The sequence below is a fragment of the Roseibium suaedae genome (assembly GCF_900142725.1).
In the GTDB taxonomy this organism is placed as follows: Bacteria; Pseudomonadota; Alphaproteobacteria; order Rhizobiales; family Stappiaceae; genus Roseibium; species Roseibium suaedae.
In genome coordinates this window covers 1,117,792-1,138,336 of record NZ_FRBW01000002.1, presented here as the reverse complement: position 1 = coordinate 1,138,336, position 20,545 = coordinate 1,117,792, and the positions used below count along the sequence as shown (strand labels likewise).

14 protein-coding genes are annotated in these 20,545 nt (G+C 60.1%); 7 read left to right on the top strand and 7 right to left on the bottom strand.

Annotation, left to right across the window (positions count from 1 at the left end; genetic code table 11):
- Window positions 1–85 precede the first annotated feature (85 nt).
- From iolD to BUA94_RS12165, 6 genes are all read right to left on the bottom strand, one after another.
- Complete coding sequence (gene iolD / locus BUA94_RS12190; protein ID WP_073013379.1) at window positions 86–1,927, bottom strand: 3D-(3,5/4)-trihydroxycyclohexane-1,2-dione acylhydrolase (decyclizing); 1,842 nt, start codon at window positions 1,925–1,927, stop codon at window positions 86–88.
- 18 nt (window positions 1,928–1,945) lie between these two features.
- Window positions 1,946–3,862 (bottom strand): bifunctional 5-dehydro-2-deoxygluconokinase/5-dehydro-2-deoxyphosphogluconate aldolase, encoded by a 1,917-nt coding sequence (locus BUA94_RS12185; protein ID WP_073013377.1) that lies wholly within the window; start codon window positions 3,860–3,862, stop codon window positions 1,946–1,948.
- Window positions 3,863–3,877: 15 nt separating this feature from the next.
- Window positions 3,878–4,657, bottom strand: a complete 780-nt coding sequence (locus BUA94_RS12180; protein WP_073013375.1) for an ATP-binding cassette domain-containing protein — start codon at window positions 4,655–4,657, stop codon at window positions 3,878–3,880.
- A gap of 1 nt (window position 4,658) precedes the next feature.
- Window positions 4,659–5,801: an ABC transporter permease gene (locus tag BUA94_RS12175; protein ID WP_175558033.1), complete on the bottom strand. Its 1,143-nt coding sequence runs from the start codon at window positions 5,799–5,801 to the stop codon at window positions 4,659–4,661.
- Between the two features lie 168 nt (window positions 5,802–5,969).
- Window positions 5,970–6,911, bottom strand: a complete 942-nt coding sequence (locus tag BUA94_RS12170) for a sugar ABC transporter substrate-binding protein (protein WP_073013373.1) — start codon at window positions 6,909–6,911, stop codon at window positions 5,970–5,972.
- A gap of 134 nt (window positions 6,912–7,045) precedes the next feature.
- The gene (locus BUA94_RS12165; RefSeq protein ID WP_073013371.1) at window positions 7,046–7,864 is read right to left on the bottom strand and encodes a MurR/RpiR family transcriptional regulator; all 819 of its coding nucleotides are present in this window, start codon (window positions 7,862–7,864) and stop codon (window positions 7,046–7,048) included.
- Window positions 7,865–7,985: 121 nt separating this feature from the next.
- Here BUA94_RS12165 and iolG point away from each other — a divergent pair, with 121 nt between their 5' ends.
- On the top strand, window positions 7,986–8,984 hold the full coding sequence (gene iolG, locus BUA94_RS12160; protein ID WP_073013369.1) for an inositol 2-dehydrogenase: 999 nt from the start codon (window positions 7,986–7,988) through the stop codon (window positions 8,982–8,984).
- 163 nt (window positions 8,985–9,147) lie between these two features.
- Here the strand turns inward: iolG and BUA94_RS12155 are convergent, their stop codons facing one another.
- The gene (locus BUA94_RS12155) at window positions 9,148–9,840 is read right to left on the bottom strand and encodes a TetR/AcrR family transcriptional regulator (protein WP_139251102.1); all 693 of its coding nucleotides are present in this window, start codon (window positions 9,838–9,840) and stop codon (window positions 9,148–9,150) included.
- Between the two features lie 143 nt (window positions 9,841–9,983).
- Between BUA94_RS12155 and BUA94_RS12150 the strand changes: the two genes are divergently transcribed.
- The 6 genes from BUA94_RS12150 to BUA94_RS12125 all read left to right on the top strand — a co-directional run bounded on the left by BUA94_RS12150 (window position 9,984) and on the right by BUA94_RS12125 (window position 20,517).
- Window positions 9,984–11,216 carry an efflux RND transporter periplasmic adaptor subunit gene (locus tag BUA94_RS12150; RefSeq protein WP_084081966.1) on the top strand — a complete coding sequence of 411 codons (1,233 nt, stop codon included), beginning with the start codon at window positions 9,984–9,986 and terminating at the stop codon, window positions 11,214–11,216.
- A 5-nt stretch (window positions 11,217–11,221) separates the two neighbouring features.
- Complete coding sequence (locus BUA94_RS12145) at window positions 11,222–14,365, top strand: efflux RND transporter permease subunit (RefSeq protein ID WP_073013364.1); 3,144 nt, start codon at window positions 11,222–11,224, stop codon at window positions 14,363–14,365.
- A 13-nt stretch (window positions 14,366–14,378) separates the two neighbouring features.
- Window positions 14,379–15,917, top strand: coding sequence for an efflux transporter outer membrane subunit (locus tag BUA94_RS12140; RefSeq protein ID WP_235860543.1), 1,539 nt, complete (start codon window positions 14,379–14,381; stop codon window positions 15,915–15,917).
- A gap of 180 nt (window positions 15,918–16,097) precedes the next feature.
- A complete protein-coding gene (locus BUA94_RS12135) occupies window positions 16,098–16,943 on the top strand; it encodes an asparaginase domain-containing protein (protein WP_073013361.1) in 846 nt (281 codons plus the stop codon).
- A gap of 104 nt (window positions 16,944–17,047) precedes the next feature.
- Entirely contained in the window at window positions 17,048–18,481 is a 1,434-nt protein-coding gene (locus tag BUA94_RS12130) for a sigma-54-dependent transcriptional regulator (protein WP_073013860.1), read from the top strand.
- Entirely contained in the window at window positions 18,478–20,517 is a 2,040-nt protein-coding gene (locus tag BUA94_RS12125) for a sensor histidine kinase (RefSeq protein ID WP_073013359.1), read from the top strand. Before BUA94_RS12130 ends, BUA94_RS12125 begins: the two co-directional genes overlap by 4 nt.
- The last annotated feature ends 28 nt before the right edge of the window (window positions 20,518–20,545 follow it).

The window sequence follows — 20,545 nt, the reverse complement described above, 5'->3', positions numbered from 1 at the left end:
CCCGGATTTTGTCATTTGCGGGGCGTGCCCGCGTTCAAGTGCCCGGAAGGTTGTCCTCCCGGGCAAATTGTCTTGAGGAGAGAGATCAGTTCACCAGGTTCTGGCGGGTCATGTTCTCCACATAGGAGGACCGGGCCTCCTTGAGCTTTTCGGTCGTGCCCACTTCCGGCACGGCGACATCCCACCAGTGGCCGCCACCGTTCTCGCCCGGACCATGCATCGGGTCCGTGTCGATGACGATCACAGTCGGGATCGCGCGGTCACGGGCCGCCAGGATCTGGGCTTCCAGATCGGCAATATCCTTTGCCTTCACCGAATGGGCACCCATCGAGGCCGCGTGGGCGACGAAGTCGATGTCAGGCTGCTGTTCGACGTTGCAGTCCTTGTAGAGATTGTTGAACTGCTCGCCGCCGGTGCCCATCTGCAGCCGGTTGATGCAGCCGTAGCCGCGGTTGTCTGTCAGCACCACGGTGAAGGGCACGCGGCGCATGACAGCGGTTGCCAGCTCCGAGTTGGCCATCATGTAGGACCCGTCGCCGACGAAGCAGACCACATCGCGCTGAGGCAGAGCGAGCTTGATGCCCATGGCACCTGCAATCTCATAGCCCATGCAGGAATAGCCATATTCCATGTGGTAGCCGGCTTGCGGCGCTTGCCACAGGAGCTTGAGCGCACCCGGCATGGTGCCTGCGGCGCACATGGCGATGGTCTTGTCGGTCGAAGTGCGCTGAACGGCGCCGATGACTTCCGCATCAAGCGGCAGATAGCCTTCCGGAGTGTTCGTGCGGGCGCTGCAATGCGCATCGACCTTGGCCAGCCAGTTCAGGCGGGACTGAGGATCAAAGGCGCTTGCCTTATGGTTGCCGAGTGCCTCGGACAGCTTCTCGAGGGCAATCCTGGCGTCGGCAATCAGGCCGATGGCGCCGTGCTTGCCGGCATCGTAGCCCTGAACGTTGATGGACACGAGCTTGCGGCCCGGTTCATTGAACAGGGTCCAGGATCCGGTGGTGAAATCCTGGAAGCGGGTGCCAACACCGATCACCAGATCTGCGGCCTCTGCCAGTCGATTGGCGCTTTCCGCACCATCCACGCCAGAGGCGCCGAAGTTCATCGGGTGAGACTGTGCAAGAGCCGACTTGCCTGCCTGGGTCTCGATGACCGGAATTCCGTGACGGGTTGCGAAATCGCCAAGCGTCTCTTCTGCCTGCGAATAGATGACGCCGCCGCCGCAGACGATGACAGGGTTCTTGGCTGCCTTGATCAGGGCAACGACGTCACTCAGGTCCTGGGCGTCGGGAGCCGGCCGGCGGATGCGCCAGACGGTCGGCTCGAAGAAGCTTTCCGGATAGTCATAGGCTTCGGCCTGGGTGTCCTGACAGAAGGCCAGGGTGACCGGGCCGCAGTTTGCCGGATCGGTCATGACGCGGAAGGCGCGCGGCAGAGCCGTGAGCAGATGTTCCGGGCGGCTGATCCGGTCGAAATAGCGGCTGACAGCGCGGAAGCAGTCATTGGCAGAGACCGTGCCGTCATCGAAGTCTTCTACCTGCTGGAGAACCGGATCCGGGCGGCGGTTGGCAAACACGTCGCCGGGGATCAGCAGGATCGGCAGCCGGTTCACATGAGCGAGGGCTGCGGCGGTGACCATGTTGGTCGCGCCCGGCCCGATGGAAGAGCAGACAGCCATGGCGCGGGTGCGCTTCTTGGCCTTTGCATAGGCGATGGCGGTGTGCGCCATCGTCTGTTCGTTCTGACCGCGCCAGGTCGGCATGGCATTGCCAGCCTTTTCCAGCGCTTCTCCGAGGCCTGCGACATTGCCATGGCCAAAGATGGCCCAGACACCGTCGATGAAACGCTCGCCGTCTTCGGTCATTTGGGCCGATAGGTAGCGGATCATTGCTTGCGCGGCGGTGAGACGGATCGTGCTCATTACGCGTATTCCTCGAAATCAGTTTTGGTTGTGCCGCTTCATCCGGGCGTCATCCCAAATGCGGCACAGTCTGGTGAAGCGGGCGGTCATGTCAGAGATGGCGTCTTCGCTGGTCATGTTTCCGGCGAGCCACTTGCGGGCAGCATCGGCAAAGATCGTACGGCCAACCGCAAATCCTTTCACGAGATCGAAACGGGCAGCTTCTGCAAAGCTGGCGGCGAGAGCCTCTTCCGGTGCGTCGAGGCCGAGGACCACGATACCACGGGTATTGGGATCGTTGCGGGTGATAGCGTCGCAGGCCAGTGCCCAGGCTTTCTCCGTCGTCATTGGCTCCAGCTTCCACCAGTCCGGGTAGAGACCGATGTCATACATGCGCTGGATCACCTTCGCGGTGGTCTCGTCATCCACTGGGCCAACCTTGGACGGGATGACTTCCAGAAGCACTTCCAGACGGTTGCGGCGGGCGGCAGAGAAAAGACGGATGAGCGTGTCTTCCTGGTCTGCCTTCATCTCGTCCGTGTCGTCCGGATGGTAGAAACACAGCACCTTGACCACGTGCTCGACCGGCCATTCGGACAGGCCGCCGAAGTCGGGTCCAAGTTCCGGCTCAAGGGTCAGCGGACGGGAAGCCGGCCATTCGACCGGGTGACCAATCCAGAGCCCAGTCCCGGCAGCCTCATAGAGAGCTTCCCGGCCAAGACGGCTGTCGCAAAGAATGCCGTAGCCAGACCTGCCGCCGGCCACATCGCGGGCGGCCTTCAGGCATAGGCCCTTGAACTCGCCGATCTTGTCATGGGAAACGCCGGCCGCATCTGCCATCTCTTCGAGCTGAATGCGATGGTCGAAGGCAAAGACCCGCATTTCCGGCCAGTCCAGATCCCGGTTGGTTGCCCAATGGATCTGTTCCAGTTCGCCGTCCTTGCGCAGGGCAGGGGTCTTCACACCGCGCTTGAGGAAGAATTGCAGCTCTTCCCAGCTCGGATAGGCGGGGGTGCAGCCATGGCGGCTGACAGCAAAGGCGCCACAGGCATTGGCATAGGTCAGACTGGTAACCCAATCGCAGTCGGTCATCCAGCCGGTCAGGAGGCCGGACATGAAACCGTCGCCAGCGCCCAGCACGTTGAACACTTCGATCGGGAATCCCGGCCCGGACAGGCCTTCGTCCAGAGTGTCTGGAACATCGCCGGTAAAGGCGGCAGCGCCCATGGCTCCACGCTTGCAGACGAGCGTTGCCTTGGAGACCTTGCGGACATTGCGCAGTGCCTCGATGGTGTTGGTCGAGCCGCCAGCGATATGGAACTCTTCTTCCGTGCCGACGATGAGGTCGAAGAGATGCAGGGTCGACTGCAGCTTTTCGGTGACCTGGGCAGATTCGATGAAGCGGTTTTCACCGTCGCCATGGCCGGACAGGCCCCAGAGGTTCGGGCGGTAGTCGATGTCGAGTGCGGTGCGGCCGCCGGTTTCCCTGGCAAGACGCAGTGCCTTCAGGACAGCAGCTTCCGTGCGGGGATTGGACAGATGCGTTCCGGTTGCCACAACGGCGCGCGCCGAGGCGATGAAGTCAGGGTCGATGTCATCTTCACACAGCGCCATGTCAGCACAGTTTTCGCGGTAGAAGATCAAGGGAAACTGATGTTCATCGCGGATGCCGAGCAGCACCAGAGCCGTCAGCCGCTCCGGATCCGTCTTCACGCCGGTGACATCCACGCCTTCACGCACAAGCTGCTCACGGATGAACCTGCCCATGTGCTCGTCGCCGACACGGGTGATCAAGCCGCTTTTCAGGCCGAGCCGCGCCGTGCCTGCTGCCATGTTGGTGGGCGAACCGCCAATATACTTGTTGAAGGAGGCCATATCCTCCAGGCGCCCGCCGATCTGCGCGCCGTAGAGATCCACGGAGGATCGGCCAATTGTGATGACATCTAGTTTCTTCAAGGGTCTATCCGTTCGTCAAACTGTTCCGCCGAGGGAACCTTCCAGTTCTGCCAATTCCTGACCTCCCGCCATCAGATCCTGCAGCTCCTCCGCTGCAATTTCGCCTTTCCTTGCTGTGCCGAGCGTCTTGCCCCGGTTTAGAACCGTGAAACGGTCTCCGACCGCCATGGCGTGGCGCACATTGTGTGTGATGAAGACAACCCCGATGCCCTTCTTGCGGACCTTGTCGATCGTGGCGAGCACATTCGAGGTCTGGCGCACGCCAAGTGCCGAGGTCGGCTCATCGAGGATCAGCACCTTTGCGCCGAAATAGACGGCGCGCGCGATGGCAACGGTCTGGCGTTCCCCGCCTGACAGGGTGCCGACAGCCTGATCGGGAGAGCGCAGATGGATGCCCATCTTCGCCATTTCTTCCATGGTCACTGCATTGGCGAGGCCAAAGTCGAAGAACTTGAAGGGGCCAGCCCGACGTTGAGGTTCGCGGCCCATCCAGAAATTCCGGGTCACGGACATCAGCGGGATCATCGCGAGGTCCTGATAGACCGTCGCAATGCCCGAGGTCATGGCCTCGCGCGGGTTGTCGAACTTCACTTCCTTGCCATCCATCAGGATCTGGCCCCTGGTGGGCTTGTGGACCCCGGACATGGTCTTGATGAAGGTGGACTTGCCAGCTCCGTTGTCGCCCAGCAGGCAGTGGCATTCGCCGGGCAGGACCGACACTGACACGCCGTTCAGGGCGATGACCGGGCCGAACTGCTTCTCGATGTTGACGAGTTCGATAAGGGGAGTCGTCATGTCAGCGTTCTCCCGTGATCATTCGGCGGATGTATGTGTTGAGGATCACTGCCAGCAGCAGGATCACCCCGAGGAACACGCGGAAGAGGGAACTTTCCACGCCTGCAAAGAACAGCCCCTGTTGAACGACACCGAAGATCAGTGCGCCGAGGGCTGCCCCGACCACCGAGCCATAGCCGCCTGTCAGAAGCGCTCCGCCAATCACGACCGAGATGATGGCTTCGAATTCCTTCAGCAGACCGCGGTCGGCAGCAGCTGATCCGAATTCCATGACCTGACAGGTCGCAAAGACCGTGGCGCAGAATGCGGTCAGCATGAACATCAGGATCTTCACCCGGTCGACGGGAACGCCGACGTAGCGTGCAGCCTGGGCATCGCCGCCTGCAGCAAAAATCCAGTTTCCAAAGCGTGTGCGGGTCAAAAGGATATGGCAGACGATGATCAGGAGGAGGGCCCAGATGAGCAGCATGGGTATGCCCTCAACGACCGGCTGGCCAGCCTTCGGACCCGCAACGAACTTGCCCACGACCCCCATGTCGGCGAGCCATACAAAGAGTCCGTTGAAGACCTTGCCACCAAACAGCCAGGCAATCGGATCGCCTTCCGCCGCTTCGCGCACGCCGCCGATGATGGTCTTGCGGGTGGTGGTGATGGAAATGAAGATGGTCAGGCCGCGAAGGATGTAGAGGAAGGCGAGCGTGACGATGAAGGAAGGCAGTCCGGTCTTGATCACCAGATAGCCGTTGAGGGCACCGATCAGCAGTGCCAGCGCAAAGGCGGTCAGGATCGAGACCCAGGCCGGGAAGCCCCATTGCACGGTCATCAAGGCGATGATGATACCGGAAAAGCCGATCATCGAGCCGACGGAGAGGTCGAATTCCCCGGCGATCATGAGCAGGCAGGCGCCGACCGCGATGATCGCGAACTGGGCGGACACCGTGCCCCAGTTGATAATGCCTTCAGGGGCGAACATGCCGCTGCTGCCCGCGATGGAAAGGAAAAAGGCGAAGACGAGAACGGTGCCGCAGATAGCGCCAAGCTCGGGCCGGATCAGGGCCTTGCGCAGCGGAGAAATCTCGCGGAGCCGCTCGTCCTTGATCGCTGCGGTGATCTGTTCGGGTGTCTGGCCGCTGGTTTCAGCCATTGCATCCTCCTGCCAGCCGCGAGCTGAGCCCGGGCCGTCCGACTGTCTGCTCCCGCAAGAGCAGCTAACGCTGTTGGTGATCCTGATGGAATGAATGCCTCTCGAGGGGAGGCTCCGGCGTCACACAATGGGGCGTGACGCCGGTCCGCCTAAGCGGAAGGCTTGTCCTTAGCGGTACTCACCTGCGTATTTTTCGACCAGTCCGATGTTGTTCTTCGTGACAAAGCCGGGGCCCGAGTTGATCGAGTTACCCGGAACAACGCCGTAGCGGGTCAGGTTGGTCAGGATCACGACCGGCAGGTAGCCCTGAAGGTAGGGCTGCTGGTCGATGGCGAATGCAATGACGTCGGACTTGATGGCTGCGGCGATTTCGCTGGAAAGGTCGAAGGTGCCGAAGTGGATGGTGCCGGACTTGCCCATTTCTTCAAGGGCGGCGAGGGTCGGGTGGGCAGAGGTCGGCCCGAGGGTCAGGATGCCGTTGGTGTCCGGGTTTGCCTGCAGATAGGCCATGACCTTGGACTTGATTTCAGCGGGATCCTGGCCGCTGTCGATCATCTGGTTGCCGAGCTCGACGCCAAGCGCATCGGCATAGCCCTGGCAGCGCTCAACTGAAGCCGGGTTGGTGATGTAGTGGTTTACACAGAGGAACTTGGTGACGCCGGCTGCCTTTGCCTTTTCGCCTGCGCCCATACCTGCTGCGTGTTCAGGCTGACCGACATGCATCAGGGCACCAATGGCCTTGGACTGCTCTTCGGAGCCGGAGTTGATGGTGATGACCGGAATGCCCTTGGCCACAGCATTGGACAGCGGGCCCGACAGAACATCATAGTCTGCAATCGTCGCGATGATGCCATTCGGGTTGGAAGCGGTCGCCTGCTCGATGATGCGTGCCATATCGGCAAGGTCGCCCGTCGGCGGGTTGAGATATTCAACGGTCACGTCCATCTGGTCGCCAGCAACCTTGATGGCGTTCTTGATGGTATTCCACCAGCTGTCGCTGTCCGGAGCGTGGCTGACCAGAACATAACGTTCGCCTTCAGCCTGAGCTGGCATTGCTACCGAAGTCAGGGCAAGGGCGGCGGCTGCCATTGCCAGGAATGTCTTTTTCATTGTGTCCCTCCCAGAACATTTGACCTGACCGGAGTGCCGGTCAGAAATTTTCTATGGCCAGCCACTCCTCGGGCTCGGCCATGAAATGGAATATAAATTCCAATTCCAGAATCGCGCAATGAAATTTTTCTATGTCAGGCTTTTTCCCGACGGGCACCGACTGAAACCGCAAGCGCAATGGCGAGCGCGAAGCTTGCGGAGAGGGCACGGAAGTCGCCGACATCAAGCTCGACGACCAGCAGGCTGGTTGCTCCCATCCGGACAAGGGGGCTTGTGACCAGATCGGTGATGGCGATCAGATCCGCACCCTGTCGCTGTGCGGCCTCTGCGATTTCCAGGGTTTGCTCGGAATAGGGGGCAAAGGTGACCGCGAGCACCGCATCGCCCTTCTGGATTGTGTGATCGAAGCGGATGTTGCCGATGCCGGTATGAAGGACGCTTGGGACCTGCATCTTTTCAAGCGCATAGGCGAGATAGGAGGTAACGGGAAACGCCCGGCGGAAGCCCACCAGATGGATAGTCCGCGCCTTTGCGAGGGTTTCCACCGCCTTTTCCAGCGCTGCGGGGTCAATGGAACTCATCAGGTTCTCGAGGGATGCCCGGCCAACCTCGACAAATTCGGCCAGGAGAGCCGACGGGGTTTCTCCGCCATGCTCACGCAGCTTTGCAAGACGTGTCCCGTAATCAGGCCATTTTTGCGAGAAATCTGTGCGAAACAGCTTCTGCATCTGGGAGAAACCAGAAAAGCCCATCTCCTGGCAGAAGCGCATGAACGCGGATGGCTGAACATCCGCGCCTGCAGCCAGTTCCGCGACGGTTGAAACGGCGACCCGGTCCGGATTGGCGGCAATGTAATCGGCACACTGCTTCAGGCGCTTTGGCAGGGAATCTGCCCTTTCCCCGAGCCTTTCAATGAAGGCGTCGATGGTCTGCGGTGCCGGGTCTGTCGTCATCGGTTGTCTTTTCGGTCTTGACACGTTCTATTGAAAGTGATTTTGGAATTTTTATTCCAAGCTGGCAACCCTGATGACCGGAGACCCGGTCCTGCCAAGTTCTTCCGGGAGGATACAGATTATGACGCTCAACGTTGCGCTGCTCGGTGCGGGCCGCATCGGCAAGGTTCACGCGAAGGCCATCGCAGCCACCGAAGGTGCGCGTCTTGTTGCCGTCGCTGATGCAGTTGCGGATGCTGCCCAGGCTCTTGCTGCCGCATATGGCGCAGATGTGCGCAGCATCGATGCGATCGAGGCTTCGGATGATGTGAATGCTGTCATCATCTGCACCCCGACGGATACCCACGCCGACCTGATCGAACGCTTCGCCCGCGCCGGCAAGGCCATCTTCTGCGAGAAGCCGGTCGATCTGTCCGTGGAACGCGTGCGTGCGTGCCTTAAGGTTGTCGAGGAAACCGGCGCTGTGCTGATGCTCGGCTTCAACCGCCGTTTCGACCCGCATTTCCGCGCAGTTCGCGCCGAGATCGATGCCGGCCGTATTGGTGCAGTCGAGATGGTCCAGATCACGTCCCGCGATCCGGGTGCTCCGCCGCCCTCCTACATCAAGTCCTCGGGCGGCATTTTCCGCGACATGACCATCCATGACTTCGACATGGCCCGCTTCCTGCTGGGTGAAGAAGTCGACAGCGTCATGGCAACCGGTTCGGCTCTGGTGGATCCGGAAATCGGTCGTCTGGGCGATTTCGACAGCGCTTCCGTCATCCTGACAACGGCCAGCGGCAAGCAGTGCACGATTTCCAATTCCCGCCGTGCGACCTATGGCTACGATCAGCGCATTGAAGTTCATGGTGCGAAGGGTGCGGTGAGCGCCGAGAACCAGCGTCCGGTTTCCATCGAGGTGGCGACCGCTGAAGGCTACACCCGTCCGCCGCTGCATGATTTCTTCATGACCCGCTACACCGAAGCTTATGCAGCTGAAATTGCGGCCTTCGTGAAGGCTGTCGACGGCGGTGCCCCGGCAAGTCCGAACGGCAAGGATGGACTGGCGGCGCTCCTGATTGCAGAAGCTGCTCTCAAGTCGATCGCTGAAAAGCGTGCGGTCTCGATCAGCGAAATCTGATCGCGCGGAGGTCCAGGAACTGGCGGTCGCCGCCAGTTTCATCTTGGGACCTCCCGGTCGTTTCCTGATGCGAAGGACAGGGATCTGTTCGTGAGACACTCAATGGATGCGCCTTGGGCTTTGCCCCGGGCGCATTTTTTGTTTCCGCGCGTGTCTTTCGTTCTCAGCGAGGGCTAAGACCGCGGGCAATCACTTTCATCAGCGTCTTTCGGTATTTGAGATCATTGCTGAAAGATTCGGGCACTCCCGGACAGGTGAGCGGCATGGCAACACGCACCGCAATCATCATGTCGATCAGGATTTTTGCCGCTGCAGACACATCATCTGTCTCGATCCGGCCTTTTTCCACCTGATCGGTGATCCAGTCGGTCAGGAGCGTGTGTGTATTCACACCACCATGTTCCGTGATCATCTCGTCCAGTTCTTCAGTCGCGGGAGTTTCCATGAAGAAGACCCGGAGAATCGCGTTCTGGCGGGCGAACTCCTCTTCGGTCTGGTTGAAACGGCAGATTTCCATCAGCGCCTCCTCCAGGGGAAGGTGATCGTAGTTACCCGGCAGGGCGATGATGGCTGTGCGGTGTGTATCTATCATCTCCTTGAAGAGGCTGGTCTTCGAAGGGAAGTAACCGTACAAGGTCCTTTTTGAAATGCCGCAGTGCGAAGCGACAAGATCCATTGTCGTTCCGGCATATTGATGATCGACGAATATTCTAAGCGCTGCGTCAATGATCGCAGATTTTAGCTCGCAATCGTCATTAATTCTTGGTCTTCCGCGACGATTACATATTGATACAATTTTCCTGTTTGCCGGTTTCGAGGTTTGGGGCGACAAGGATGTGTCATTTCGGTCATTCATCTTAAAAAGTTCCCCCAGCACTCGCGATTATCATTTGACTCGCCCCTCGCTTCGACATTAATGGTACTCGCAAGTTTCCTAAAACTCAATGAACGTGGCAGGTGTGTGACGTGATTAGCGGTGCCGGTACGCAGAATGCTCCAATGGGCAAGGCGTTTAGTTTTTCCCGTCAATTCAAGGTCGCAACCGCGGCAGCGCTTTTGTCCGCTGTTGCTCTTGCTGGATGTAACGAGCAAGGCGGCGACAAGAAGGCAGGCGCAGGACCTGCGGCAATGGGCGGCAAGCCTGAAGTTGGTGTTGTCGAACTGCATCCGCAGTCTGTTGCCATCACGGCCGAATTGCCAGGTCGCGTCAGCGCGGCGCTGATCGCCGAGGTTCGTCCCCAGGTCAGCGGCATCGTCAAGGAACGTTTGTTCCGGGAAGGTTCCGAAGTTGAGGAAGGGCAGCTGCTCTACCAGATCGACGATTCGACCTATCGCGCCGAATATGACAGCGCCCTTGCCAATCTGGAAAAGGCCGAGGCTTCTGTCCCGAGCGCCCAGACCAAGCTTGACCGGTATCAGGATCTGATCAAGCAGAACGCTGTTGCCAAGCAGGACCTGGATGACACGATTGCAGCGCTTGCTGAAGCCAAGGCGGACGTAGCTGCAGCCAAGGCAGCTGTCGAAGCTGCACGGATCAACCTGGACAACACCAAGATCAAGGCGCCGATTTCCGGCCGCATTGAAAAGTCGTCCCTGACGGTCGGTGCGCTCGTAACGGCGAACCAGACCACCGCGCTGACGACAATCCGTCAGCTTGATCCGATCAATGTGGATGTGACTCAGTCCAGCACCAATCTCCTGAACCTGCGCAAGGCAGTCCGGGACGGCCGGGTGAAGCTCAGCGGTGACAATGTTCAGGTCCGCCTGAAGCTGGAAACCGGTGAAGACTACAGTGAAAATGGGCGCCTGGAATTCTCCGAAGCCTATGTGGACGAAACCACCGGCACTTACACTCTGCGCGCCGAGTTCCCCAACCCGGATCGCCTTCTTCTGCCGGGCATGTATGCCCGCGCTATCGTGGAAGAGGGTGTTGCCCAGGATTCCTTCCTGGTTCCCCAGCGCGGCGTTTCCCGCAACACCCGCGGCGAAGCTGTCGCTCTTTTCGTCAATGACGAGGGGAAAGTCGAAGAGCGTATCCTCGACGTGAAGAGCAACATCGGCACCAACTGGCTGGTGTCCGACGGCATCAAGGACGGTGAACGCGTCATCGTCGAAGGCAGCTTGTTTGTGCGCTCTGGCCAGGAAGTCACCACTGTGCCGGTCACGATCGATGAGACGACCGGTGAAGTCCGGACCCGGGGCACGGCCTCCGGGAACTCTGACGGGAAATAACGCTGATGTCCGCTTTCTTCATTAACAGGCCGATCTTCGCCTGGGTGATTGCGATCGTCACGATGCTGGGCGGCCTTCTGGCCATCACCGGCTTGTCGATTTCGCAATACCCGCAGATCGCTCCGACGACTGTGAACATCAATGCCACCTATCCGGGCGCAGATGCCGAAACAGTTGAAAACTCGGTCACCAAGGTGATCGAACAGGGTATGTCGGGGATCGATTATCTCGACTACATGACTGCGACCTCGTCCTCGACGGGTTCGGCTCAGTTGACCCTGACCTTCACCAACGAAGCTGATCCGGACGTTGCGCAGATGCAGGTTCAGAACAAGCTTCAGCTTGTGACGAGCCAGCTGCCGCAGGCGGTTCAGAACAACGGCATCACGGTGACCAAGTCCACCTCGGGCTTCCTGATGGTGCTTGGCTTCGTTTCCAACGACGGCCGGATGACGCAGACTGACCTTGCCGACTACGTCGACAGCACGCTCAACGACACCTTGAAGCGTGTCGAAGGCGTGGGCGAGACGCAGCTCTTCGGTTCCGGCTATTCCATGCGTATCTGGCTCGATCCGGAAAAGCTGACCAAATACTCCTTGATGCCCAGCGATGTCACTTCGGCCATCGAGGCGCAGAACACCCAGGTGTCTGCTGGCCAGCTCGGTGGTCTGCCGCAGGTCGGTGGTCAGCAGCTCAATGCGACGGTTACCGCGAGCAGCCGTCTCCAGACCGTTCAGCAGTTCCGTGACATCATTCTCAAGTCCACCGGCGAAGGTTCGCTTGTGCGCTTGAACGATGTTGCGCGGGTTGAAATCGGTGCTGAAAGCTACACGACTTCCGCGCTTTACAACGGCAAGCCGGCGACCGGTCTGGCGATCAGCCTGGCAACCGGCGCGAATGCCATCAGCACGGCTGAAGCTGTCCGCTCCGCCGTTGATCGTCTGTCGTCGACTTTCCCGGCGGGCGTCGAAGTCGTCTATCCCTATGATACGACGCCTTTCGTGCTGCTCTCCATCGAGGAAGTTGCCCGCACTCTGATTGAAGCCATCGTGCTCGTGTTCCTCGTGATGTTCCTGTTCCTGCAGAACATCCGCGCAACCCTCATTCCGACCCTCGCCGTTCCAGTGGTTTTGCTTGGTACCTTCGGGATCCTTGCGGCCTTCGGCTATTCCATCAACACCTTGACCATGTTCGCCATGGTGCTCGCGATCGGCTTGCTGGTTGATGATGCGATCGTGGTGGTGGAAAACGTTGAACGCGTGATGGCCGAAGAAGGCTTGCCACCCAAGGAAGCCACGCTGAAATCCATGAAGGAAATCACGGGCGCGCTGATCGGGATCGCGACAGTTCTGTCCGCCGTGTTCATTCCGATGGCTTTCTTTGGTGGTTCGGTGGGTATCATCTACCGCCAGTTTTCGGTGACGATCGTCTCGGCGATGGTGCTCTCGGTTCTGGTAGCGTTGATCCTGACGCCTGCACTCTGTGCGACAATCCTCAAGAAGCAGGACAATCACGGTCAGCGGAAGGGTTTCTTCGGCTGGTTCAACCGGAACTTTGACCGCACGGCCAATGCCTATCAGGCTGGTACCGGCGGGATCTTGAAGCGCAGCAAGCGGTTCTTCGTCCTGTTCCTGATCCTTGCAGGCGCCATGGGCTATATGTTCACCAAGCTTCCGGGTTCGTTCCTGCCAGAAGAAGACCAGGGCATCCTGATTGCCAGCGTGACCTTGCCGACCGGCGCGACACAGGACCGCACGCTGCGTGTTCTGGACAAGGTCCGGGGCCACTTCATGGAGAATGAAAAGGACGCGGTTGAAAGCGTGTTCACGGTCGCAGGCTTCGGCTTTGGCGGCCAGGGGCAGAACGTCGGTCTGGCCTTTGTGCGCATGAAGGACTTCGAAACCCGGACATCTCCTGCCCAGACAGCTCAGGCAGTTGCCGGGCGTGCGATGGGTGCCTTCTCGCAGATCAAGGAAGCCCGCGTCTTTGCCCTTGCGCCTCCGGCGATCCAGGGCATGGGCAACACCAACGGGTTCACCTTCTATCTTCAGGACATCAATGGCGCTGGCCATGAAGCCCTGATGAACACGCGAAACAGGCTACTTGGTCTTGCAGGTCAAGACGCCAAGCTGGCTGCCACCCGTCCGAATGGTCAGGAAGACACTCCCCAGTTCTCGGTCCATATCGACAGCGAAAAGGCCCGGGCTCTGGATCTGTCCTTCTCCGACATCAACTCCACGCTTTCCACCGCATGGGGCAGTTCCTACGTGAACGACTTCATCGACCGTGGCCGCGTGAAGCCGGTGTATGTCCAGTCGGATGCGCCGTTCCGTATGCAGCCATCGGATCTTGAACTCTGGCATGTGCGCAATTCGAATGGTGACATGGTTCCCTTCGAGGCGTTCTCAACTTCGCGCTGGACTTACGGTTCGCCGCGGCTTGAGCGCTACAACGGGTCTTCGGCCGTGCAGATCCAGGGTCAGGCAGGGGCTGGTGTCAGCTCCGGTGATGCGATGAACCAGATCGATGAGCTGATGACGCAGCTTCCCTCTGGCTATGCCCATGAATGGACGGGTCTTTCCTATCAGGAACGGCTGTCCGGCGATCAGGCGACCGCACTTTATGCGATCTCCATCCTGGTCGTGTTCCTGAGCCTTGCGGCGCTGTATGAAAGCTGGTCGATCCCCTTCGCGGTCATGCTGTCTGTTCCAATCGGTGTGTTTGGGGCGCTTGCCGCAGCACTCCTGTTCGACCAGAGCAACGACGTGTATTTCAAGGTGGGTCTGCTCACGACAATTGGTCTGGCGGCGAAGAATGCGATCCTGATCGTGGAATTCGCCATCGAACGCCAGAACGAGGGCCGTGGTCTGATCGACGCCACCCTGGAAGCTGCAAAACAGCGCCTGCGTCCGATCCTGATGACATCCTTTGCCTTCATCCTCGGCGTTACGCCGCTGGCAACAGCGAGCGGGGCCGGGTCTGGAGCTCAGAATTCCATCGGCATCGGGGTGATGGGCGGCATGATCGCTGCTACAGTGCTCGGCGTCTTCTTTGCCCCCCTTCTGTTCGTCGTCGTCCGCAAGGTCTTCGGCGGAAAGACTGCCACCACCGCGCCGGCTTCTCCTGATGCCAGCTCTCCTGCTGAATGAGTGTTCTGTCGCCATGTTCCGTAAAAACGTTCCGATGAAGTCCGCGACGCGGTCCCGTGCCGGTGGTCTGGTCAGAGGTGTGAAATATGCTGGTCTGATTTCTGGAACCGCGCTGCTGCTGGCAAGCTGTGCAGTCGGTCCTGACTATCAGACCCCGAACATGCCCCTGTCCTCGAGTTGGCGGAATGCCAATGCGGATACGCCTTCCCGTCCGCCGGAACTTGCGTTCTGGTGGAAGAAGCTCGGTGATCCGCTGCTCAACCAGCTCATCGAGGAAGCCATCGAGAACAATCTCGATGTGCGGAGTTCGAAGGCCAGCGTGCGCGGCGCACGTGCCAGCTATCGTCAGGCAAACGGTGCGCTGTTCCCGTCTCTGGATGGGTCGGCAGGTGCCACGCGCAGCAAGTCGGCAAGCTCCGGCGGGTCCAGCAGTACGGTTGGCAACCTGTTCAACGCAGGCTTTGATGCCAGCTGGGAGCTTGACCTCTTCGGCGCCAACCGCCGGGCGTCCGAGGCCGCAAAATATGGTCTGGATGCTGCCGAGGAAGAACTGCGTGCAACGTTGCTCACCCTCATTGGCGACGTGACCACGAACTATGTGGAAGCACGCGGCTATCAGGCCCGTATCGCCCTGGCTCAGCGCACCGCTGCGTCTCAGAACGAAACGGCCAAGCTGACCCGCAACCGCTTCCAGGTCGGTTCCTCTTCTGGTCTGGACGTTGCCAACGCGGAAGGTCAGGCTGCAAGCACTTCGGCAAACATTCCGACGTTGCAGACGGCTCTTGCCGCTTCCGTTCATCGCCTCGGCGTGCTGACCGGCCGCGAGCCGACCGCATTGACCGACCGGATGAAGCGTGTGGCAAGCATCCCGACGCCGCGTCTGCCCATGCCGTCAGGTGTGCCTGCGACCGTGCTTCTGACCCGTCCTGACGTCCGTCTGGCCGAGCGTCAGCTGGCCCAGTCTACGGCGCTGATTGGTGCGGCTGAAGCCGCCAAGTATCCGGCCATCAGCCTGACAGGCAGCATCGGCACGTCGGCTGCCAAGTTCGGCGATCTTGGCAAGAACTCCTCCATCAGCTGGTCTTTCGGTCCGACGCTTTCCGTACCGATCTTCAATGCCGGCAAGCTGGCAGCTGCTGCGGATCTCGCCCGGGCAGAGCGTGACCAGTCGTTCCTGGCCTACAAGGGCGCGGTTCTGGGTGCACTTGAAGATGTCGAGAATGCGCTCGTTGGCTTCTCCCATGAACGGGTGCGTTTGCGCAGCCTGCAGAAGTCGACCGATTCCTATCGCAGTGCAGCCTCTCTGTCCCAGTCGCTTTACCAGACGGGTGCCGTCAGCTTCCTTGATGTGCTGGATTCGGAGCGCTCGCTCTATTCCGCCGAGGATAGCCTGATCCAGAGCAAGGTCCTGCTGACCACCTATTACATCTCCCTGCAGAAGGCGCTGGGCGGTGGCTGGAGCGGCGAAGTCGACACGACCAAGCCGGAAGTGGTCGATCAGAATGCTGGTCCGCGTCTGGCGCTGACCAAGGCCGAGACCAAGGCCCAGTAACAGGGCGCCGGCTCCATTGGAGCCGTCCTTCAAGATCAGATGCCGGGTTGCAGGTCGCAGCCCGGCATTTTCTGTTTTCGGCCCCTCTTGATCTTCCGCGCCTGCTGGCGGAATAAGGCACCCGAAAGCGGGCGTGGCCGCGATGTTGCGGTGATTGACGCGAGAGGCACAAGACATCCAATGACTGTTCTCCTGATACACACTGGCGGCACGATTGCGATGGGCCACACGCCGCAGGGGCTCACCCCAGTCGATGGTCTGGTGGAGGAGGCTGTACGTCAGCGTCTTGCGCAGGGAGAAGAGCTCAAGACCCATGTGTTCCGTCCGCTGCTGGACAGTTCCGATGTGGGGCCTTCCCATTGGAACGAGATGCTCGACGTGATTGACGCGGAGCCGGATGCGGATGTTCTGCTGACCCATGGCACGGACACGATGGCCTATACCGGCGCGGCTCTGTCGCTGGCGCTGACGGGGTTGGGCCGCCGGGTTGTCATGTGCGGGTCCATGGTGCCACTGCATATGGACGGGGATGCGGAAGCCAATCTGGATCTTGCCATTTCCGCTCTGCGCAACGCCGGAGAGGGGGTTAAACTCGCGTTTTCGGGAGAGCTGCTGCAGGCGGATGGTCTCGTCAAACACGAAAGCCATGCGGCCAACTCGTTCCGCTCGATCCCGCAGGATCCGCTGGAACGTCCCAAGGTCCGGCGTTTCGATCAGCGCAAGCTCGGTGTTCTGACCTTGTCCCCTGGAATGCCCGCAGATCTTCTAACCACATCGCTTTCGGTGCTCGATGGTGCCGTCCTGCGGGTGTTTGGCTCAGGCACGGCCATGTCTGACCCATCAGTTCTCGAAGCCTTGAGCCGGGCGGCCGAAGCTGGCAAGCGCATCCGGGCAGTCAGCCAGTGCGAGACGGGCGGTCTTGCTCCTGGCGGATACGCTGCAGGCGCCGGCTTATGGGCGACGGGCGTTGAAAATGGCGGCAAGCAGACCGTTGAGGCGGCGCTCATCGACCTCTGGCTCAACTGACAGCTTTTTCAAGTCCGGCCATTTCAGGCCGGGTGCTTGACTTTCGGCAGGCGAACATGGTCTCGCTGTAAGGGTAGCGGAGGGGAGGGCCGCAGACCGTGACCATCAGCAAAGATCAAGTTCTGCCGCGCAGCAACCATGCGACCGGACAGCCCGTCAATTCCGGGGCGGGGCCTGCAGCAGGGTCCGGCAAGGAATTCGGCCCGCTCCTTGCCCGCGCCTCCATTCTTGTGGTCGACGATGAACCGGGCATGCGCAATTTCCTAAAGCGGACCCTGGGGCCGCGCTGTGCGCATGTGGATGTCGCCGCGGACGTCGCGGAGGCCACGGCCCTCGTTGATGAGAACCGCTATGACATCGTCATCCTCGACAATGTGATGCCGGGAAAGAGCGGATTGGAATGGCTGGAAGAACAGCGGGCCATCGGCTTCTTTTCTGACGTGATCCTGATGACGGCCTATGCGGATCTGGAAACCGCGATCCAGGCCCTTCGGGCTGGGGCAATGGATTTCGTCCTGAAGCCTTTCCGCTCCAATCAGATCCTCAACGCCATGTCCCGCTGTCTTGAGCGGCGTAATCTGCAGCGGGAAAACTTCGTCCTGCGCCATGAATTGATGGCCGCGAGTGACCATCTTGCCCTGCGTCACCGTCTGATAGGTCACTCGCAAGGGGTGGAGACCATCCGCGAGACCATTACAAGGGTCGCTCCATTGCCGACGTCCGTGCTGATCTGTGGTCCGTCTGGATCGGGCAAGGAAGTAGCGGCCCGTTCCCTGCACGCCCTGTCTGACAGGTCGGGCAAGCCCTTCGTGCCGGTCAACTGCGCTGCCATTCCGGCAGACATGATCGAGGCGGAGCTGTTCGGCCACGTTAAGGGTGCTTTCACAGGGGCTGGCGACTCCCGGGAGGGGCTGTTTCTTCATGCCCATGGCGGGACGCTGTTTCTAGACGAAATCGCAGAATTACCCTTGCCGCTTCAAAGCAAGCTGCTGCGGGCTCTGGAAGATCGCAAGGTGCGGCCGGTCGGGTCCGAGCGTGAGGTCTCCGTTGATCTGCGTTTCGTGTTTGCGACCAACTCAGATCTGGAACGGGCTGTTGCCGAGGGCCGGTTCCGAACCGATCTCTACTATCGCATCAATGTCATGCGCATCGACATGCCGCCTCTGAAAGATCGAGGCGATGATGTGATCGAGCTGGCGGAGCTGTTCCTGACCAAGCTTGCCCAGCAGCTTGGAATGCCGCCCATGGACCTGACAGAAAGTGCAAGGACCGCTTTCCGCCGGTATGACTGGCCGGGCAATGTTCGTGAGCTGCGCAACCTGATCGAGCGCTCCCTGATCCTTGGAAAGTTCCCGGATCTGACACCTGCCGTGCCCGTGGTTCCCGTTGCCGCTGGAGACACGCTGGAGAATATCGAGCGGGATCACATTCTGAAAACCCTCGAGCAGTGTGATGGCAATCGCTCCGAGGCCGCCCGCAGGCTTGGCGTCTCGCGCAAGACCATCGAACGCAAGCTGGCGCAATGGGACGGGCAATGACCCCTGACGAGGGCCGCAGACGTCCGCGGCTGCCTGTCCGCTACCGGCTTCTTGCCATTGCCTTGTTGCCGACGCTTGTCGTTATCCCTGTCCTTCTGGGCGCCACGATGCTGCGGTGGAACGCCAAGTTTGACGGCATCCTGATTTCCAAGGTCCGCAGTGATCTGACCGTCGCCCATCAGTATTTCAGCCGTATTCTGGAAAGCACCAGCGATGATCTGACGGCACTAGGCGAATCCGTTGCCTTTCATGCCGCTGTTGAAACGGCAGTTCCCGGCAAGCCGAACGGTCAGCTCGCCGGTCTTCTCAATACGCGGCGGACGGCTCTGGGGCTTGATTTTCTCTATGCCGCCCGCAGCGACGGCACGTTGATTTCTGCGGCCGGCGGACGAGCGCCGGACCGAGCGGACCTGAAATGGCCTGTCATTGCCAAGGCTGTTCAGGGGGAACCCGCCGTCGCCATCGATATCTTTTCCGGTGCTGAGCTTTCGGAAATTGCAAGCCGTCTTGCCGCCAGAGCCTCGCTGGAGCTGATCCCTACGGAAAACGCGGTGCCCAGTGAAACGGACAGCAATTCCCGGGGGATGGTTGTTCATGCCGCTTCCCCGGTCATGCTTGAAGATGGCGAGCGGCTGCTTCTGGTTGGCGGCATCCTGCTCAACCGGAACCTGGAATTTATCGATACGATCAATGATCTGGTCTATCAGCCCGGCAGCCTGCCACAGGGCAGTCAGGGCACGGCAACGCTGTTTCTGGATGATGTCCGGATCTCGACCAATGTCCGCCTCTTCGAGGGAAAGCGTGCCTTGGGGACGCGCGTTTCTGCGGTGGTGCGCAACTCGGTTCTGGGGCAGGGCCATGTCTGGCTCGACCGGGCCTTTGTGGTCAATGACTGGTACATCTCGGCCTATGAGCCGATCACCGACAGTCATGGCGAGCGTGTTGGCATGCTCTATGTCGGGTTTCTGGAAGCTCCCTTCTGGCAGACGAAGATCATCACACTGGTCATGGTGGTGCTGACGTTCGTGGCAGTGGCAGCTGCGTCCGTGCCGCTGTTCATGCGCTGGGCAGGCGGCATCTTCCGGCCACTGGAGCGGATGACCGACACGATCAACCGGGTCGAGGGCGGGGATCTGGATGCAAGATCAGGCATGCCCGATCTTGGAGACGAGATTTCCCACGTGGCAAGCCACCTTGATGATCTGCTCGACCGGATCCAGAAGCGCGACAGCCAGCTCCGGAGCTGGAACGAAGAGCTGAACACGCGGGTGGAAGAGAGAACCTCCGAATTGCGGGAAGCGAACCGTCAGCTGGAGAGCACCACCAAGCAGCTTGTCATGTCGGAGAAACTCGCGGCCATCGGGGAGATCACGGCAGGCGTCGCCCACGAGATCAACAATCCGATCGCGGTCATTCAGGGCAATCTCGAGGTGCTGCGGGAGATCGTCGGCGACCGGGCAGAGGACGCGCGCACGGAATTCAGCCTGATTGACGAGCAAACCGAGCGCATGCGCCAGATCGTGACCAAGCTGCTGCTGTTCGCCCGGCCGGATGAATTTTCCGGCGGCGAAGAGGCAAGCAGCACCGACGAAGTGGTGCGGGATTGTCTGCCACTCGTCCGCCATCTCATCCGCAAGCAACAGATCTCCGTCCGGGAAGACCTCCATGCCGAAACGCTTGCAGCCATCAGCCGGACGGCCCTTCAGCAGGTGCTCGTCAATCTCATCGTCAACGCCATCCAGGCGATGCCGAATGGGGGAGAGCTGGTTCTAACGAGCGAGGATCAGGTGCAGGAGGGCAGGAATGGCGTTTTGCTGAGCGTTGCAGACACCGGCACTGGCATGGATCCCGAAGTGGCTTCCCGCATTTTCGATCCCTTCTTCACCACCAAGAAGGGGACCGGGACAGGGCTTGGTCTTTCCATCAGTCATATGATCGTTACGGAGGCTGAAGGGACGATCAAGGTCAGGAGCACGCCGGACGCGGGAACCGTCTTCTCCATCTGGCTTCCCGAGTTCTCAGCCTTCGACGATTAGGACAAAATGTCCCGCACTGGACAAAATG

Bases quoted from the DNA above. Each gene is read 5' to 3' on its own strand.
- BUA94_RS12165 (WP_073013371.1), bottom strand. From the start codon at position 7,864: ATGACGACAGACCCGGCACCGCAGACCATCGACGCCTTCATTGAAAGG.
- iolG (WP_073013369.1), top strand. From the start codon at position 7,986: ATGACGCTCAACGTTGCGCTGCTCGGTGCGGGCCGCATCGGCAAGGTT.
- BUA94_RS12135 (WP_073013361.1), top strand. From the start codon at position 16,098: ATGACTGTTCTCCTGATACACACTGGCGGCACGATTGCGATGGGCCAC.
- BUA94_RS12175 (WP_175558033.1), bottom strand. From the start codon at position 5,801: ATGGCTGAAACCAGCGGCCAGACACCCGAACAGATCACCGCAGCGATC.
- BUA94_RS12145 (WP_073013364.1), top strand. From the start codon at position 11,222: ATGTCCGCTTTCTTCATTAACAGGCCGATCTTCGCCTGGGTGATTGCG.
- BUA94_RS12155 (WP_139251102.1), bottom strand. From the start codon at position 9,840: ATGAATGACCGAAATGACACATCCTTGTCGCCCCAAACCTCGAAACCG.
- BUA94_RS12150 (WP_084081966.1), top strand. From the start codon at position 9,984: ATGGGCAAGGCGTTTAGTTTTTCCCGTCAATTCAAGGTCGCAACCGCG.
- BUA94_RS12125 (WP_073013359.1), top strand. From the start codon at position 18,478: ATGACCCCTGACGAGGGCCGCAGACGTCCGCGGCTGCCTGTCCGCTAC.
- iolD (WP_073013379.1), bottom strand. From the start codon at position 1,927: ATGAGCACGATCCGTCTCACCGCCGCGCAAGCAATGATCCGCTACCTA.
- BUA94_RS12140 (WP_235860543.1), top strand. From the start codon at position 14,379: ATGTTCCGTAAAAACGTTCCGATGAAGTCCGCGACGCGGTCCCGTGCC.
- BUA94_RS12180 (WP_073013375.1), bottom strand. From the start codon at position 4,657: ATGACGACTCCCCTTATCGAACTCGTCAACATCGAGAAGCAGTTCGGC.
- BUA94_RS12170 (WP_073013373.1), bottom strand. From the start codon at position 6,911: ATGAAAAAGACATTCCTGGCAATGGCAGCCGCCGCCCTTGCCCTGACT.